Origin of the sequence: Bradyrhizobium sp. 137 (assembly GCF_023074095.1) — a bacterium.
In the GTDB taxonomy this organism is placed as follows: domain Bacteria; phylum Pseudomonadota; class Alphaproteobacteria; order Rhizobiales; family Xanthobacteraceae; genus Bradyrhizobium.
Window position 1 is genome coordinate 295,257 of sequence record NZ_JADPKU010000044.1, and the last position, 15,955, is coordinate 311,211.

Consider the following 15,955-nt stretch of genomic DNA (forward strand, 5'->3'; position numbering starts at 1 on the left):
GGCTCAAAATGCGCCCACCGGGATTATTATTCGGGTCTGGCGCCGGAACAGAACACTCACATGGCCGGACAGTTCCTCCCGCCATTGTGGCTTCCTTGCCAATCACTTAGCGAAAGGCTGAGCCCAAGGCCCAGCCCCGCTAGCAATCAGGTTTCCGAAAAGTAGCTCTGCAGGGTCCGAACCTCAAGGTCCCCGCCCAGATAGGCGCGGATGCCCTGCGCGGCCGCCACGGCCCCGGAAAGAGTGGTGTAATACGGCACTTTATGCAAGAGGGCCGCGCGCCGCAGCGAACGGCTGTCGGCGAGCGCCTGCGGGCCTTCGGTGGTGTTGAAGACGAGCTGGACGTCGCCATTGGTGATGGCGTCGACGATGTGCGGCCGGCCCTCCAGCACCTTGTTCACCTTCTCGGTCGGGATGCCCTGATCGGTCAGGAAGCGCTGGGTGCCCGAGGTCGCCAGCACCTTGAAGCCGAGCGAATGCAGTTCGCGCACAGCCTCGGCGATGCGCGTCTTGTCGCTCTCGCGCACCGAGACGAACACCGTGCCCTTGCGCGGCACCCGCGTGCCGCCGCCGAGCTGGCTCTTGGCGAACGCCACCGCAAACGAGCGGTCGATGCCCATGACCTCGCCCGTCGAGCGCATCTCCGGGCCGAGCACCGTGTCGACGCCGGGGAAGCGCGCGAACGGGAATACCGATTCCTTGACGCCAACGTGCTTGAGCTCCGCCTTCTTTAGCTTGAAATCGGCGAGCTTCTCGCCGGCCATGATGCGCGCGGCGATCTTCGCGACCGGCGTGCCGATCACCTTGGCGACGAACGGCACTGTGCGCGAAGCGCGCGGATTGACTTCGAGCACGTAGATCTCGCTGTCCTTGATGGCGTATTGCACGTTCATCAGGCCGACCACGTCGAGGCCGAGCGCGAGCTCGCGGGTCTGCCGCTCCAGCTCCTCGATCATCCCGGCATCGAGCGAATGCGGCGGCAGCGAGCAGGCGCTATCGCCGGAATGGATGCCGGCTTCCTCGATGTGCTCCATGATGCCGACGATGAAAGTGTCCTTGCCGTCGCAGAGGCAGTCGACGTCGATTTCGGTCGCGTCCGAGAGATAGCGGTCGAACAGCAGCGGGTTCTTGCCGAGCACGGTGTTGATCTGCCCGGTCTTGTCGTTGGGATAGCGCGCCTTGACGTCGGCCGGCACCAGCTCCGGCAGTGTGCCGAGCAGATAGTCGTTGAGCTGGTTCTCCTCGCGGATGATCTGCATGGCGCGGCCGCCGAGCACATAGGACGGACGCACCACCAGCGGCAGGCCGAGATCGGCGGAGACGAGCCTCGCCTGCTCGACCGAATAAGCGATACCGTTCTTCGGCTGCTTGAGCCGCAGCTTGTCGAGCACGCGCTTGAAGCGGTCGCGATCCTCGGCAAGATCGATGGCATCGGGCGAGGTGCCGAGGATCGGCACTTCGGCTGCTTCCAGCGCGCGCGCCAGCTTCAGCGGGGTCTGGCCGCCGAACTGCACGATCACGCCGTGCAGCGTGCCTTTGCTGCGCTCCTTGGCGATGATCTCCAGCACGTCCTCGGCGGTGAGCGGCTCGAAATAGAGCCGGTCGGCAGTGTCGTAATCGGTCGACACGGTCTCCGGATTGCAGTTGACCATGATGGATTCGTAGCCGGCATCGTGCAGCGCGAAGCAGGCGTGACAGCAGCAATAGTCGAACTCGATGCCCTGGCCGATGCGGTTCGGTCCGCCGCCGAGGATGATGACCTTCTTCTTGTCGGACGGAGTGCTCTCGTCCGCAGGCGCACCCGCAAACGGCGCCTCATAGGTCGAATACATATAGGCGGTGGGAGAGGCGAACTCGGCCGCACAGGTGTCGATGCGCTTGTAGACGGGACGGACGCCGAGCGCGTGGCGCTTCGCCGTGACGTCGGCTTCCGTCGTCCCGGCGAGCACTGCGAGGCGCGCATCGGAGAAGCCCATGGACTTGAGCGTGCGCATGCCGAAGGCATTGCCCGGCAGGCCGTTCTTGCGAACCTTCTCCTCCATGTCCACGATGCCGCGCATCTCGCCGAGGAACCACGGATCGATCTTGCAGGAGTTGAAGATGTCCTCGTTGGACCAGCCGAGCCGCATCGCCTGGGCGACCTGGAGCAGCCGGTTCGGCGTCGGCGTGCCGAGCGCGGCGCGGATCGCATTCTTGTCGTCGTCGCGGCCGAGTCCCTCGATCTCGATCTCGTCGAGGCCGGTCAATCCGGTCTCGAGCCCGCGCAAGGCCTTCTGAAGACTTTCCTGGAAGGTGCGGCCGATCGCCATGACTTCGCCGACCGACTTCATCGAGGTCGTCAGCGTGGTCGAGGCACCCGGAAATTTCTCGAAGGCGAAGCGCGGCACCTTGGTGACGACGTAATCGATCGTCGGCTCGAACGAGGCCGGCGTGGCGCCGCCGGTGATGTCGTTGGCGATCTCGTCGAGGGTGTAGCCGACCGCGAGCTTGGCAGCGACCTTGGCGATCGGAAAGCCGGTGGCCTTGGAGGCCAGTGCGGACGAGCGCGACACGCGCGGATTCATCTCGATGACGACCATGCGGCCGTCTTCGGGATTGACGCCGAACTGCACGTTGGAGCCGCCGGTCTCGACCCCGATCTCGCGCAGCACCGCCAGCGAGGCGTCGCGCATGATCTGGTATTCCTTGTCGGTCAACGTCAGGGCGGGCGCCACGGTGATGGAATCGCCGGTATGCACGCCCATCGGATCGAGGTTCTCGATCGAGCAGACGATGATGCAATTGTCCTTCTTGTCGCGCACGACCTCCATCTCGTACTCTTTCCAGCCGAGCACGGATTCTTCGATCAGCACTTCGTTGGTGGGCGATGCATCAAGGCCGCGCTCGATGATGTCGAGGAACTCTTCCTTGTTGTAGGCGATGCCGCCGCCGGTGCCGCCCATCGTGAAGGAGGGCCGGATGATTGCGGGCAGGCCGATCTCGGAGAGCGCCATCATCGCCTGGCCCAGCGCATATTCCTGATAGCGCTTGCGGCGGTCGCCTTCGCCGAGCGTCCATTGCCGGTCGAGCTCTTCGAGGGCCGCGCCCGACAGCTTCTCGCGTTCGGCATGGTATTTGTCGCGGAACGACTTCTTCAGCTCGGACGCGTTGGCGAGCCGCGACTTCGGCGTCTGCAGACCGATCTTCTCCATGGCGTTGCGGAACAACTGGCGGTCCTCGGCCTTGTCGATCGCATCCGCGGTCGCGCCGATCATCTCGACGTCGAACTTTTCCAGCGTGCCCTGCCGGCGCAGCGACAGCGCGCAGTTCAGGGCTGTTTGACCGCCCATGGTCGGCAGCAGCGCGAAGCCGCCGGGAATGACGTGGCGCTCCTTCTCGATGATCTTGGCGACGATCTCGGGCGTGATCGGCTCGATATAGGTCGCATCGGCCAATTCCGGATCGGTCATGATGGTGGCCGGGTTGGAATTGACGAGGACGATGCGATAGCCCTCTTCCTTCAGCGTCTTCACCGCCTGCGTGCCCGAATAGTCGAACTCGCAGGCCTGGCCGATCACGATGGGACCGGCGCCGATGATCAGGATGGTGGTGATGTCTGTACGTTTGGGCATCAACTCTCGCCGGACTGGGATTTGGGCAAAAAAAAGGGCGCGCTACCGCGCGTCCCTGTGGCCGAGAGCGCGGTGGTCTCCCTCGCGCGCGGGTGGGTCTTAGACCAGTTTTCAGGGCGGCGAAACCCCGAAAAACGCCCATCAACCGGCAATTTTGACCGGTTTTGGCCGCGCCTGCCAGCCGCGGGCGAGATGCACCAGAAGCGAGGCGGCAACGCTCGTTCCGCCGATCCAGCCGAGGTCATTGGGCGAGAGTGTGGCCAGCACCGCGCCGCCCAGGGCGCCGCCGATGGCGAAGCCGAGATACATCGCCGAGGCGTTGAGCGAGAGCGCGATCATCGAGGCCTGCGGCTCGATCCGGATGATGCTGGCGATCTGGGCCGGATAAAACGCCCAGCCCGAGACGCCCCAGAGGAAGATCGCGCCCAGCACCGTATAATGCGCCTGTCCGGGCATCAGCTTCAGCACCAGCGAATGCAGGATCAGCGCACTCGCCATGCCGGCGAGCCCGAGCGCGGCGGTGGCGAGCGTGCCGAGCCGGTCGGCCAGGACGCCGCCGAGCATGTTGCCGATCGCGGCGGCGCCGCCGAACACCAGCAGTGCCAGACTGATCTGCGAGGCGTCAAAGCCGAGGCTGCGCAGAGGAACGGCGAAATAGGTGAACACGGTGAAGCCGCCGAGCGCCCATAAAATTGTGATCACAAGCGCGATCAAGACATTGCTGTGACGCGCCACCGCCAGCCGCTCGCTCAGCGAGGCGGTGTTGCGCGGCAGGCCTTTGGGTAGCCCAAGCAGAAGGCCGGCGAGTGCCACCGTGCCGATCAGGGCGACCATGGCAAACGTGGCGCGCCAGCCGAGCAGGCTGCCGACGAGATTGCCAAGGGGGACGCCGATGACGGTTGCGACCGTAAGGCCCGAGGTGACGAGGGCCACCGCACGTCCGCGCCGTTCGGGCGAGGCGACCGCCACGGACACTGCCAGTGCCGTCGGCATGCACAGTCCCGAGCCCAGCGCCATCAGCATACGCGAGGCCAGCAGCAGGGCGTAGCTTGAGGCCGCCATTGCGGCGAGGTTGCCGGCGACGAAGGTCGTCAACGCCAGAGCCAACACGGTGCGGCGGTCGATGTTGTTGAGCGTGACCGCCAGGATCGGCGAGCCCACGGCATAGGTGAGGGCGTAAGCGGTGACCAGCTGGCCGGCGGCCGAGACCGAAATCGAGAGGTCAGTGGCGATCGCCGGTAAAAGTCCTGCAATGACAAATCCTTCAGTGCCGATCGCGAAGGCCGCCAGGGCCAGCCAGAACACGCTCATGGGAGAAATCCTTATGTTCAACGTTTATTGAACTATTGGTTGAACCGGCCTAGAAGTCAATTGGTTCAAGAACTGTTGAACATTTCGGTCTCGTCGCTATGATGGACCCATGAGCCGAATGCCATTTCACCCGACCCGCGAGCAGATCGAGCTGCCGATGGTCCTGGATTGCCTGAGCGATCCGATCCGGTTGGCGATCGTCTACCAGCTCGCGCAGCAAGAACGTGTCAGCAGCGAGCTCTGCTGTGGCGATTTCAGCGGCCTCGGCGGCAAGTCCAACCTCGCCTATCACTTTGCCAAACTGCGCGAATGCGGCCTGATGCAGACCCGCGTGGCCGGCACCAACCGCTTCATGCGGCTGCGCCGCGAGGATCTGGATGCGCGCTTCCCGGGCGTGCTCGATGCCGTGATCAAGTCAGCGGCCAAGGACGCCGACCGGCTTCAGCTGCTGTCCGAGTGCGAGATGGTCGACGCCGACCGAAAATGAGACGATTGCGCGCGAGCAGTCCGTCTTCGCTTTCGCTTCGCTGAAGCTACGCCGGACACGCTTCGCCCCTGCCGGTCTAGCATGGCTGCGCCACGCGTAGCCCCGCAGGGGCGAAGCGTGGAGACCCGGCCTGGATTTGAACCAGGATGAAGAGCGTTGCACCGCCCTCGCGTAGACGCTTCCGCCACCGGGCCGCATCGATCATTACCGATCGGAGGCGCGGCAGGCCACCTCGGCTGGTTGTTATACTTAACGGATCAGAGGTGGCCGCGCGATGAAGGTCATGCGCCAGTGATTGTGGCCGATATTGGTGTGCGCGCGCTGGACGACGAACCCGGCCGCCGTCAGCTTCGCGGTGATCTCCGCCTCGCTGTAGCGCTGGAGCCCGATGCGTGAGCGCAGCTGGCGATAGTCCGAGAGCGCGGTGCTGATCAGCCCGACCAGCGCGTCCTTCAGGAAGCCGTGCCGCACGCCGAAGCTGAGCAGCGCCATCACGTCCCTGACCATGCCGACATTGGGCTGGAGGATATCCCCGAGCACCAGCTTGCCGGAGGGTTTTAGGATCCGGCGGATGTTGAGGAGAGCGCCATCCAGCTCCTCCGGCGTCATGTATTGCGCGACCGAGTTCATCACGACGAGATCGATCGACCGGTCCTGCATCTTGCGGACGTCATCGAGCGAACGGACGCGGATCTTGGTGTTCGGAGCGAACCGCGCGATCAGCCGGCCGCGCACTCCCGGCGCGGGCTCGGCCAGGATCAGCTTGCCACACGCGGCGGCCACCTGGTTCGCCGACAGCGCCTCGCCGCAGGCATAGTCCAGCACCACGGCGTCGGACGAGGGGATATAGCCGATGATGTCCCGCGCAATGATCTGGAAGTGCAAGTCGCGATGCAGCTTGCTGACATAGATCGTATGCGTGGAGTCGTAATAATCGATCCAATCGTCCATGGTATTTGAACATCCCGGCCAAACGGTTCCGCCAACGGAACCGGCGCTGCCCGCCTTGCGTTAGGGGTGCGACGGCGCGCCGTCAATGTCCGCGTCCTAACAGGAAGGTCTCCCGTGAGCAAAACCAACAACAAGGTCTCGCCCGATCTCGACACCCCCACCGATCTGCCGCCCGATGGGGTCAAGAAGGTCTCGGAGGCGCTCAACGTGCTTCTGGCCGACGCATTCGCGCTGTATCTGAAAACCAAGAATTTCCACTGGCACATCAGCGGCCGGCATTTCCGCGATTATCATTTGCTGCTCGACGAGCAGTCCGACCAGATCTTCGCCACCACCGACCAGCTCGCCGAGCGCGTCCGCAAGATCGGCGGCACCACGCTGAGGTCGATCGGCCAGGTTGCAAAACTCCAGACCATCAAGGACAACAACGAGGACTACGTTCCGCCGCGCGAGATGCTGCGCGAGTTGATGCAGGACAACAAGCACGTCGCGGCTGCGATGCGTAAGGCGCATGAGGTCTGCGACGAAGCTGGCGATGTCGCCAGCGCCAGCATCCTCGAAAACTTCATCGATGAGACCGAGCGCCGCACCTGGTTCCTGTTCGAAGCCACAAGGCAGGAGGGCAGCAACGCGGGGTAGGGCGCTAATTCTTCCGCAACGTCGTCCCGGACAAGCGCGCCCCAAGCGCGCGCAGATCCGGGACCCGTCGCCACAGGCTTGAGTTTGGCGAAGACTCGCGGCCGCCATTTCCCGCCAAAACGTCTTCCTGAGGGTATGGGTGCGGCCGGCGCCGGGACGACGACCGCGTGTTTGGCCGGCGTTCTCGACTCACGACCGCCACAACCTCATCAGCGCGCCTTCCTTGCCCGTCACCGGATCGGCCGGCGGCATCGCGACTTGCGGAATCGTCTTCAGCGCCTTGGCGTGATTTTCAGCCGTCGCCCGCGTGATCTCCATCTTGGCGCCTGGCGGATAAGCGCCGATCACGCAGAAATCGTCGCTCGCCTTGATGCATTGGTGGCCGGTACCGGCCGGCAGGATCGCAACGTCGCCCGCCTTGATCTGAAGCTCCTGGCCATGGTCGCCGCCGAAGCGGACGCGAGCGCTGCCGCGCGCAACGCCGAGCACCTCATGCACGGTCGAATGATAGTGCAGATAATCGTAGACGCCGTTGCGCCACGTGCCGCCCCAGCCGTTCGCTTCGAACAGCTCTTCGATAGTCTCTTCCGGCTGCTCCGGATCGAGCTTCACCGCGCCCTGGTAAACCAGGAACGGGAGGATGTTGTTTGGCACGAGCCCGTCATCTTCGAACACGATGGCGAGCGGCTCGGCCTTGTCGCGGACGACGGACATGGCGGGGCTCCTGCTACACGAGAGTGCCCGGACAACATTTCATCCTGTGCAGGCGTTCCTGGACAGGTGTCGTGTCCCGGACGCGAAGCCGCGCGAAGCGATGCGTCGCTGAGCCCGGACCCGGAACGCCGTGTCTATGGCCCCCGGTTCAGCAGTGCATCACGCCGCAAAGGCGATAGCGCCCTTACGCGCTCTTCTTCTGCCGCATCAGATCGGCAAAGCGCTGGAACAGATAGTGCGAGTCGCGCGGGCCGGGCGAAGCCTCGGGGTGGTACTGCACCGAGAACACCGGCTTGCCGTCGAGCTGGATGCCGCAATTGGAGCCGTCGAACAGCGAGATGTGGGTCTGCGTCGCACCCTTCGGCAAAGTCGTCTCGTCCACGGCAAAGCCGTGGTTCATCGAGGTGATCTCGACCTTGCCGGTGGTCTCGTCCTTGACGGGATGGTTGGCGCCGTGATGGCCCTGGTGCATCTTCTTGGTCTTGGCGCCGACGGCGAGACCGAGCATCTGGTGACCGAGGCAAATGCCGAAGGTCGGCGTGCCCGACTTGATCACGTCCCGGATCACAGGTACGGCATATTTGCCGGTCGCCGCCGGATCGCCCGGGCCGTTCGACAGAAACACGCCGTCCGGCTTCATCGCAAGGATATCCTCAGATGAAGTCGTTGCCGGCACCACCGTCACCTTGCAGCCGACGCCGGCGAGCAGGCGCAAGATGTTGCGCTTGATGCCGTAATCGATCGCCACCACGTTGAACTCGGGCTTGTCCTGGCGGCCGAAACCCTTGTCCCACAGCCAGGGAGTCTCGTCCCAGGTGAAGCGCTGGCCGGACGTGACCATCGGCACGAGGTCCATGCCTTCGAGGCCCGGCCACTCGCGCGCCTCTTCCTTGAGACCGTGCAGATCGAACTCACCCTTCTTGGAATGCGCGATCACGGCGTTGGGCATGCCGTTGGAGCGGATCAGCGCGGTCAGCGCGCGGGTGTCGATGCCGGAGAGGCCGATGATGCCGCGAGCCCTCAGCCACTGGTCGAGGTGCTTGGTGGCGCGGTAGTTCGAGGGATCGGTGATCGCGGTGCGCAGGATCACGCCGCGCGCCCCGGGCGTTGCCGCCATGTTCACCGTCTCGATATCTTCCTCGTTGGTTCCGACATTGCCGATATGCGGGAACGTGAAGGTGATGAGCTGGCCGGCATAGGAGGGATCGGTCAGGATCTCCTCATAGCCGGTCATCGCGGTGTTGAAGCAGACCTCGCCGACGGCGTGGCCTTCGGCGCCGAGACCGAAGCCTTCGAGCACCGTGCCGTCGGCAAGCACGAGGAGCGCGGTCGGTTTGTGGTCCGGCCAAGCGGGATCGTTGTCATGTTGTGTCATGAGCGCGTTTCATAGTCTGCGCTGGCCCCGCCGTCAAAGCGGGACAGGCCGGATTCACATGCGTTTTTGCATATTTGACGGGCGGCTTCGGGCACTTAAGCCGGAACTGGCAACTTTGAGCCATTTCGAGCCCCGGCAAGGAAACAATGCACCGGCGGGCCGGTCCGGTATGGCCTCTTGCCCGCGAACGGCTTAGATCAGGCGCGACAGATTGAGAGGACCCGACCATGCTGCGCGACAACATCAACAATGCGGTCAAGGAGGCCATGAAGGCCAAGGACGAGCGCAAGCTGTCCACGCTGCGCATGGTCAATTCGACCATCAAGAATGCCGACATCGACGCTCGCGGCAGTGGCAAGCCGCCGCTGTCGGACGCCGACATCCTCGCGGTGCTGCAGAAAATGATCAAGCAGCGCCAGGAGGCGGTTGAGCTCTACGACAAGGGCGGTCGCGCCGAGCTCGCCACCCAGGAGCGCGAGGAGATCGTGGTGATCTCGGCGTATTTGCCGAAGCAGATGTCGGACGACGAGGTGAAGAAAGCGATCTCGGATGCGGTCACTGAAACCGGCGCGGCCGGCATGAAAGACATGGGCAAGGTGATCGCAGCGTTGCGGGCGAAGTACGCGGGACAGATGGACTTCGGTAAAGCCAGCGGCTTGGTGAAGGCCGCACTGTCGGGCTAGGCTTTTCCTCTCTCCCCTTGCGGGTGAGGGTGGCTCGCTTTGATGCCGCGTCAGTTCGGTCTATTCTCTCTTTAAGGAAAATGGGGAGGCATGATGACCGGCGCCATCAAACCGTTCCGCATCGCCATCAGCGACGACGTCCTCGCCGACCTCAAGTCGCGCCTCGCCCGCACCCGCTGGCCGGAGGCGGAGCTGGTCGATGATTGGAGCCAGGGCGCGCCGCTGCAATGGATCCGGGAGATCTGCACCTATTGGGCTGATGGCTATGACTGGCGCGCCCGCGAAGCAGAGCTGAACCGCTTCGAGCAGTTCACCACCGAGATCGACGGGCTCGACCTCCATTTCCTGCATGTGCGGTCGACGCAGCCGTCCGCGCTGCCGCTGATCATCACCCATGGCTGGCCCGGCTCGATCGTCGAATTCCAGAAAGTGATCGCGCCGCTGGTCGATCCTGCCGCGCATGGCGGCAATCCGGCTGATGCGTTTCATGTCGTCTGTCCCTCGCTGCCGGGCTTCGGCTTCTCGGCCAAGCCGAAGACCACGGGCTGGGGCGTCGACCGCATCGCGGCGACCTGGGCGAAGCTGATGGACCGGCTGGGCTACGCGCGATACGGCGCGCAGGGCGGCGACTGGGGCTCGGCGGTGACGAGCTCGCTCGGCGCGCAGGACGCCGAGCATTGCGCTGGCATCCACATCACGTTGTCCTTCAATTCGCCGCCACGGATCGAGGGCGAGCCGACGGCGGAAGAGAAGCGCGCGCTCGCCGGGCTCAAGCATTATGTCGATCTCGATTCCGGCTATTCCAAGCAGCAATCGACGCGGCCGCAGACGCTCGGCTATGGCCTGACGGATTCGCCGAGCGGGCAGGCGGCCTGGATCTTGGAAAAATTCTGGGCCTGGACCGATTGCAACGGCCATCCCGAGAACATCTTCACCAAGGACGAGCTGCTTGACAACGTCATGCTGTACTGGGCGACGGAGACCGCGACCTCCTCTGCGCGGCTCTATTGGGAAAGTTTCGGCAAGCGCCGCACCACGCCTGTCGTGAAGGTGCCGACGGGCGTCGCGGTGTTTCCCAAGGAGATCATCACGCCGGTGCGACGCTGGATGGAGCCCAACTTCCCCAACATCACGCATTGGAGCGAGATGGAGAAGGGCGGCCATTTCGCCGCTTTCGAGCAGCCGGAGCTGTTCGTGCGCGATGTCCGGACGTTTTTTGCGACGGTGCGCTAACTCTCACCGTCATGCCGGGGCGCCCCGGCTTGTTCGCCGAAGCTTGATGAGCGAAGGCAGAAGGGCGAGCCCGGAATCTATCGCGCCACGGGAAATGCCGCATGATGGATTCCGGGTTCGAAGCTGGTGCGTCGGCCGCAATGACCGCGGCGGGGCTTGTCCCGAGCATCCACGGCTCTAAACTGGGCGACAACTACTCTGGAAACGTGCTGCCATGCTGACCGAAGCCGCAACTTACGACGAGCTCTATCGCAATTTCCGCTGGGACATTCCGGCGCGATTCAACATCGCGGAGGCGTGCTGCGATCGCCATGCCGACGGCAGCGGCCGGCTCGCGCTGATCTATGTCGACGAGAACCGCGTGACCACGCGCACGTCCTTTGACGAGGTCGCCGAGATGTCGCGCCGCTTCGCCAACGTGCTGAAGGCGGATGGGCTGTCGCGCGGTGACCGCGTCGCGGTGTTCCTGTCGCAGTCATTGGAGCTGCCGATCGTACACATGGCTGCGTTCCGGACAGGCCTGATCTCGATTCCGCTATTCGCGCTGTTCGGCGAGGACGCGCTGGAATTCCGCCTGTCGAATTCCGAGGCCAAGGCGATCGTGACTGACGAAGGAGGCTGGGAGAAGCTGTCGAGGATCCGCGATCGCCTGCCGGAGCTGACGAACGTCTATGTTGTCGGCGAGCGCGTTCCGGCAGGCGCGAAATCGTTCTGGGATTCGGTGAAAGCGGCCTCACCCGATTTCGTGCGGGTCGACACCTCCGCCGATGATCCCGCACTGATCATCTATACCTCTGGCACGACCGGCAATCCCAAAGGCGCCCTGCATGCGCACCGCGTCGTGCTCGGCCATCTGCCGAATGTGGAGATGTGCCACAACTTCCTGCCGCGCGCCGGCGATCTTATGTGGACGCCGGCGGACTGGGCCTGGATCGGCGGCCTCGTCAACGGCCTCTTGGCGTTCTGGTATCACGGCATTCCCCTGGTCGGTCATCGCGCGCGCAAATTCGAGCCGCAGGCAGCGATGCAGATGATGGCCGATCTCGGCGTGCGCAATGTCTTTCTGCCGCCGACGGCACTGAAGCTGATGCGACAGGCCGGTGTGAAGCACCCCGGCGTCAAGCTGCGCAGCATTTTTACCGGGGGTGAATCTCTGGGTGGCGAATTGCTCGGCTGGGTGCGCGAGACCTTCGGCATCGATGCGCACGAAGTGTTCGGCCAGACCGAATGCAACCTGGTGATTGGCAGCAATTCCAACCTGTTTCCGATCCGCCCCGGCGCGATGGGCAAGGCGACGCCAGGCTTCGACGTTCGCATCGTCAACGACAAGGGCGAGGAATTGGCGCGCGGTCAGCGCGGCATCATCGGCGTGCGCCAGCCATGTCCCGTCACCATGCTCGAATATTGGCGCAATCCGGAGGCGACGGCGAAGAAATATGCCGGCGAATTCCTGCTCACCGGCGATCTCGGCGTGCAGGATGAGGACGGCTATTTCTGGTATGTCAGCCGCGAGGACGACGTCATCACCACCGCCGGCTATCGCGTCGGCCCGTCCGAGATCGAGCACACGCTGATGAAGCATCCGTCCGTGGCGATGGCCGCGGTGGTCGGCATTCCCGATCCGATCCGGACCGAATCGATCAAGGCTTGGATCGTGCTGCGCCCCGGCTTCACCGGCAGCGACGCACTCGCGCACGAGATCCAGGAGTTCGTCAAGGTGCAGCTCGCCGCGCACGAATATCCGCGCTTCGTCGCCTTCGCGGAGACGCTGCCGATGACCGCCACCGGCAAGGTGCTGCGGCGCGAGCTGCGGGCGAAAGGTTAGCCTCTGACAATGGCAAAGACGCCTCAAGCCGCGGGCCCATAGCCGTATGGGATGTTGTTGGCGCGAAGCCGTAACCACGAGTCTTCGCCAAAAACTTCACCCTTTCGCTATGGCGCCCGGATCGGCGCGCGCTTGAGGCGCGCTTTGTCCGGGACGACGACACGGAGGCCGTCGCCCTACGGCGTCTTGATCCCCATCGCCTTCAGCGCATCGAGCATCCGCTGCGGCGGGCCCGGCTTGACGACCAGCGGCTTGCCGGTCTCGAGCAGGCTCTTGAGGCTCGACAGGATCGCCGGCCAGCCGGAGCGCCCGCCTGCAAGAATGTCATCGCTGAGCGGGCGGTCGTGGCCTTCGCTCATGGTGAGCCGGACGGCATCGCCGGCCTGTGCGATCTCGTAGGTGACGAGGGTCGGGCCGAGCTTCTCGATCAGATCGGGCCAGTTCACGTTGAACGTGACCGCGAGCTTTCGCGGCGGATCGTAGGCGAGGACCTCGCCGCTGATGTGCACGGCGCCGTCGGGCGTGCGCACGATGAAGGCGCCGCCGAGCCGTGGCTCGACCTCGACGGCATTGCCGAAGAAATACTGTCGGCTGAACTCTGCCGAAGTCAGCGCCTCCCACACCTTCTCGGGCGTGGAGGCGATGTAGATGGTGTAGACAGTCAGCGGCGTGAACTGCTCGAGCTTCATTTTGCGTCGAATCCCTTGTTGAGCGCCGTGCGCGGGATGGCGAGTACTTTGCCTCTCTCCAGCAGGCTCTTGAGCCCGGACAGGATCGCCGGCCAGCCATTGGAGACGGCGCCGAGATACTTGCCGCCCTCGACAAAACCGTCATGCAGCACGGTCAAACGCACCAGCGAGCCGAACGGTTCGATGGTGAAGACGACACGCGATATCGGCTCGCCGCGCAGCTCCTCGTATTTCTGGTGCTTGAAACTGTAGGACAATCGCCGCGGCGGATCGGCCTCGAGGATTTCGCCGGAATCGGTGATCTCGCCGTCGAGCGTGAGGGCGAAGGAAGAGCCTACCTTCCAGTCGGATCTGACCTCGGCGCCGAACCAGTACTGCCGCGTAAACGCGCTGTTGGTTAGCGCCTCCCAAGCCTTTTCCGGTGTGGTCTCGATGTAGGTGACGTAGACGAATTCCGGCTTACTCATCGCGTTTCTCCAGCTGACGTTTCAACTCGCTAAGTGCGGCGAGCTTGCCGCGCTCGAATTTCCTGATCCAGCGTTCGCCGATCTGATGGATCGGCACGGGGTTGAGATAGTGCAGCTTCTCGCGGCCATGCCTGATGGTGGTGACGAGATTGGCCTCCTCCAGAATGCCAAGGTGCTTGGTCACCGCCTGACGCGTCATGGCAAGGCCTTCGCAGAGCTCGTTCAGGGTCTGGCCGTTCCGGGTGTGAAGCCTGTCCAGCAGCGACCGTCGTGACGCATCGGCGAGCGCTTTGAAGACCTCATCCATGGTTATGATGATAGGCAACCAAATGGTTGCATGTCAAGCGGCGCTTGAGAAATCATGTTTTTGGTCGCGTGCAATCTCTCCGCTGCGGGACGAGGCGAAGAGCTCCCCGCAAGCGGGAACACGAGATCTGCGAGCTTCCGTTCCGGCCTCCGCCATGCATTAATGCGTACAAACCGCAGCGAGTCCTCCCCATGATGTCCATGCAAGCCTATCTCGCCTTCGTCGCTGCCTGCATCGCGCTGGCGTTGCTGCCGGGGCCGATCGTCACGCTCGTCATTGCCAACGGCCTGCGGCACGGCACCCGCGCGGCGCTCACCAACGTTGCCGGCGCGCAAGCGGGTCTTGCCATCGTGATTGGCATCGTCGCGGTCGGTCTGACCTCGCTGATGGCGACCATGGGGTACTGGTTTGACTGGGTACGCTTTGCTGGCGCCGCCTATCTGGTGTGGCTCGGCATCAAGTTGATCTGGACGCCGGTCGACGGCGTTGACGTCGACGCGCCGCCTCCGCCGCCGCGCGGCGGCTTCTTCCTGCAAGGATTCCTGGTGCTGCTGTCGAACCCTAAAGTGCTGGTGTTCTTCGGCGCCTTCATTCCGCAGTTCATGGACATGAACCACCCGCACTTTCCGCAAGTCGCGCTGCTTGGTGCCACCTTCATGGTCACGGCGGTCATGACCGACGCGCTCTACGCCATCGCCGCCGGCCGCGCCCGAAAATTCTTCTCGGCCCGCCGCACGCGGATGATGTCGCGCATTTCCGGCGGCTTCATGATCGGCGGCGGCATCTGGCTGGCGCTGACCAGGGCGAAGTGAGGCTTACACCAACAGCTCCGCCTTCAGCTCAACCTCGATCTCGGCAAGGATCCGCGCCAGCCGTTCCGCCCATTGCTGCTGGCCGGACTGGTCGGCGATCAGATCCTGGCGGATCTCGATGCCGGTGTTGACGAGGCCCCGCGCCTCGCCGTGCACGGGGATGGTGTAGTCGGTGAGGTCGTTCACCGCATAGGGCTCGTTGTCGCCGACGACGAGATCGCTTTCAGCGCGGAGATGTTTCAAGAGAAGCTGCGGCAGCACGGTGTCGCGGTTATACAGGGCGCCGACGTGCCAGGGCCGCGCGACGCCGGCATAGACCGGCGTAAAGCTGTGCAGCGACACCAGTGCTGTCGGCCGCTTGTCGCGCAGGCGGCGGTTGAGGGCGGCGTCGATGCGATGATGATAGGGCGCGAAAATCTCGCGCCGCCGCGCCTCGCGCTCCCACTCCGAAATACCCTCGTTGCGCGGAATCGCGGTGGCTTCAGAGATCACGGGGATCGAGCTCACAGCGGCGGGCGGGCGGTTGCAGTCGATCACGAGCCGCGAATAGCGCTGCGCGATCAGATGCGCGTCGAGCATTTTTGCGAGCCGCTCGGCGACGCCGGCGATGCCGATGTCCCAGGCGATGTGCCTCACAAGCTCGCTTTCCGCGACACCGAGATTGCCGAGCGCGCGCGGCAGCACCCGCCCGTAATGATCCGCGGTGAGCAGGAAGGGCGATTGGCCTGCCGTATTCACCTCATGCACTGGCGCAATGTCGCCCTCGCCGAGGAGTTGATCGGTCGCGTCGGCCGTATCTAGAGCCATCCTGATTGCCTATGGAAAAACTGCCGCCCTGAAGTTCGAAGAAA

At 64.0% G+C, this 15,955-nt stretch carries 15 protein-coding genes and 1 tRNA gene; 6 read left to right on the forward strand and 10 right to left on the reverse strand.

The window, feature by feature from the left end:
- Nucleotides 1–146: 146 nt before the first annotated feature.
- Nucleotides 147–3,611 carry a carbamoyl-phosphate synthase large subunit gene (gene carB / locus IVA78_RS10650; protein ID WP_247277481.1) on the reverse strand — a complete coding sequence of 1,155 codons (3,465 nt, stop codon included), beginning with the start codon at nucleotides 3,609–3,611 and terminating at the stop codon, nucleotides 147–149.
- Between the two features lie 141 nt (nucleotides 3,612–3,752).
- A complete protein-coding gene (locus IVA78_RS10655; RefSeq protein WP_247448709.1) occupies nucleotides 3,753–4,922 on the reverse strand; it encodes an MFS transporter in 1,170 nt (389 codons plus the stop codon).
- A gap of 109 nt (nucleotides 4,923–5,031) precedes the next feature.
- Between IVA78_RS10655 and IVA78_RS10660 the strand changes: the two genes are divergently transcribed.
- Nucleotides 5,032–5,409 carry a transcriptional regulator gene (locus IVA78_RS10660; protein WP_247277479.1) on the forward strand — a complete coding sequence of 126 codons (378 nt, stop codon included), beginning with the start codon at nucleotides 5,032–5,034 and terminating at the stop codon, nucleotides 5,407–5,409.
- A 118-nt stretch (nucleotides 5,410–5,527) separates the two neighbouring features.
- Here IVA78_RS10660 and IVA78_RS10665 read toward each other — a convergent pair.
- A tRNA-OTHER gene (locus tag IVA78_RS10665) sits at nucleotides 5,528–5,603 on the reverse strand.
- Between the two features lie 55 nt (nucleotides 5,604–5,658).
- Nucleotides 5,659–6,360 (reverse strand): class I SAM-dependent methyltransferase, encoded by a 702-nt coding sequence (locus IVA78_RS10670; protein WP_247277478.1) that lies wholly within the window; start codon nucleotides 6,358–6,360, stop codon nucleotides 5,659–5,661.
- 114 nt (nucleotides 6,361–6,474) lie between these two features.
- Here IVA78_RS10670 and IVA78_RS10675 point away from each other — a divergent pair, with 114 nt between their 5' ends.
- A complete protein-coding gene (locus IVA78_RS10675) occupies nucleotides 6,475–6,999 on the forward strand; it encodes a DNA starvation/stationary phase protection protein (RefSeq protein ID WP_247277477.1) in 525 nt (174 codons plus the stop codon).
- 189 nt (nucleotides 7,000–7,188) lie between these two features.
- Here IVA78_RS10675 and IVA78_RS10680 read toward each other — a convergent pair whose 3' ends face one another.
- Together IVA78_RS10680 and carA are read right to left on the reverse strand one after the other, a co-directional pair.
- Entirely contained in the window at nucleotides 7,189–7,713 is a 525-nt protein-coding gene (locus IVA78_RS10680; RefSeq protein WP_247448708.1) for a cupin domain-containing protein, read from the reverse strand.
- A 184-nt stretch (nucleotides 7,714–7,897) separates the two neighbouring features.
- Nucleotides 7,898–9,088 (reverse strand): glutamine-hydrolyzing carbamoyl-phosphate synthase small subunit, encoded by a 1,191-nt coding sequence (gene carA / locus IVA78_RS10685; RefSeq protein ID WP_247277475.1) that lies wholly within the window; start codon nucleotides 9,086–9,088, stop codon nucleotides 7,898–7,900.
- Between the two features lie 227 nt (nucleotides 9,089–9,315).
- On the opposite strand from carA, the gene IVA78_RS10690 reads away from it, so the two are divergent.
- The 3 genes from IVA78_RS10690 to IVA78_RS10700 all read left to right on the forward strand — a co-directional run bounded on the left by IVA78_RS10690 (nucleotide 9,316) and on the right by IVA78_RS10700 (nucleotide 12,829).
- Nucleotides 9,316–9,771: a GatB/YqeY domain-containing protein gene (locus IVA78_RS10690; RefSeq protein ID WP_247277474.1), complete on the forward strand. Its 456-nt coding sequence runs from the start codon at nucleotides 9,316–9,318 to the stop codon at nucleotides 9,769–9,771.
- A 93-nt stretch (nucleotides 9,772–9,864) separates the two neighbouring features.
- A complete protein-coding gene (locus tag IVA78_RS10695; protein WP_247277751.1) occupies nucleotides 9,865–11,004 on the forward strand; it encodes an epoxide hydrolase family protein in 1,140 nt (379 codons plus the stop codon).
- Nucleotides 11,005–11,218: 214 nt separating this feature from the next.
- Nucleotides 11,219–12,829 (forward strand): acyl-CoA synthetase, encoded by a 1,611-nt coding sequence (locus tag IVA78_RS10700; RefSeq protein WP_247277473.1) that lies wholly within the window; start codon nucleotides 11,219–11,221, stop codon nucleotides 12,827–12,829.
- 176 nt (nucleotides 12,830–13,005) lie between these two features.
- Here the strand turns inward: IVA78_RS10700 and IVA78_RS10705 are convergent, their stop codons facing one another.
- Genes IVA78_RS10705 through IVA78_RS10715 form a run of 3 tightly spaced genes read right to left on the reverse strand, consistent with a single transcriptional unit; the run spans nucleotide 13,006 to nucleotide 14,292 of the window.
- Nucleotides 13,006–13,518, reverse strand: a complete 513-nt coding sequence (locus IVA78_RS10705) for an SRPBCC family protein (RefSeq protein WP_247277472.1) — start codon at nucleotides 13,516–13,518, stop codon at nucleotides 13,006–13,008.
- A complete protein-coding gene (locus tag IVA78_RS10710; protein ID WP_247277471.1) occupies nucleotides 13,515–13,985 on the reverse strand; it encodes an SRPBCC family protein in 471 nt (156 codons plus the stop codon). Before IVA78_RS10710 ends, IVA78_RS10705 begins: the two co-directional genes overlap by 4 nt.
- Nucleotides 13,978–14,292, reverse strand: a complete 315-nt coding sequence (locus tag IVA78_RS10715; protein ID WP_247277470.1) for a helix-turn-helix domain-containing protein — start codon at nucleotides 14,290–14,292, stop codon at nucleotides 13,978–13,980. Before IVA78_RS10715 ends, IVA78_RS10710 begins: the two co-directional genes overlap by 8 nt.
- Nucleotides 14,293–14,483: 191 nt before the next feature.
- On the opposite strand from IVA78_RS10715, the gene IVA78_RS10720 reads away from it, so the two are divergent.
- Nucleotides 14,484–15,104 carry a LysE family translocator gene (locus tag IVA78_RS10720; protein WP_247277469.1) on the forward strand — a complete coding sequence of 207 codons (621 nt, stop codon included), beginning with the start codon at nucleotides 14,484–14,486 and terminating at the stop codon, nucleotides 15,102–15,104.
- Between the two features lie 3 nt (nucleotides 15,105–15,107).
- On the opposite strand, the gene IVA78_RS10725 is transcribed toward IVA78_RS10720, so the two are convergent.
- The gene (locus IVA78_RS10725) at nucleotides 15,108–15,911 is read right to left on the reverse strand and encodes an N-formylglutamate amidohydrolase (RefSeq protein ID WP_247414967.1); all 804 of its coding nucleotides are present in this window, start codon (nucleotides 15,909–15,911) and stop codon (nucleotides 15,108–15,110) included.
- Between the last annotated feature and the right edge of the window lie 44 nt (nucleotides 15,912–15,955).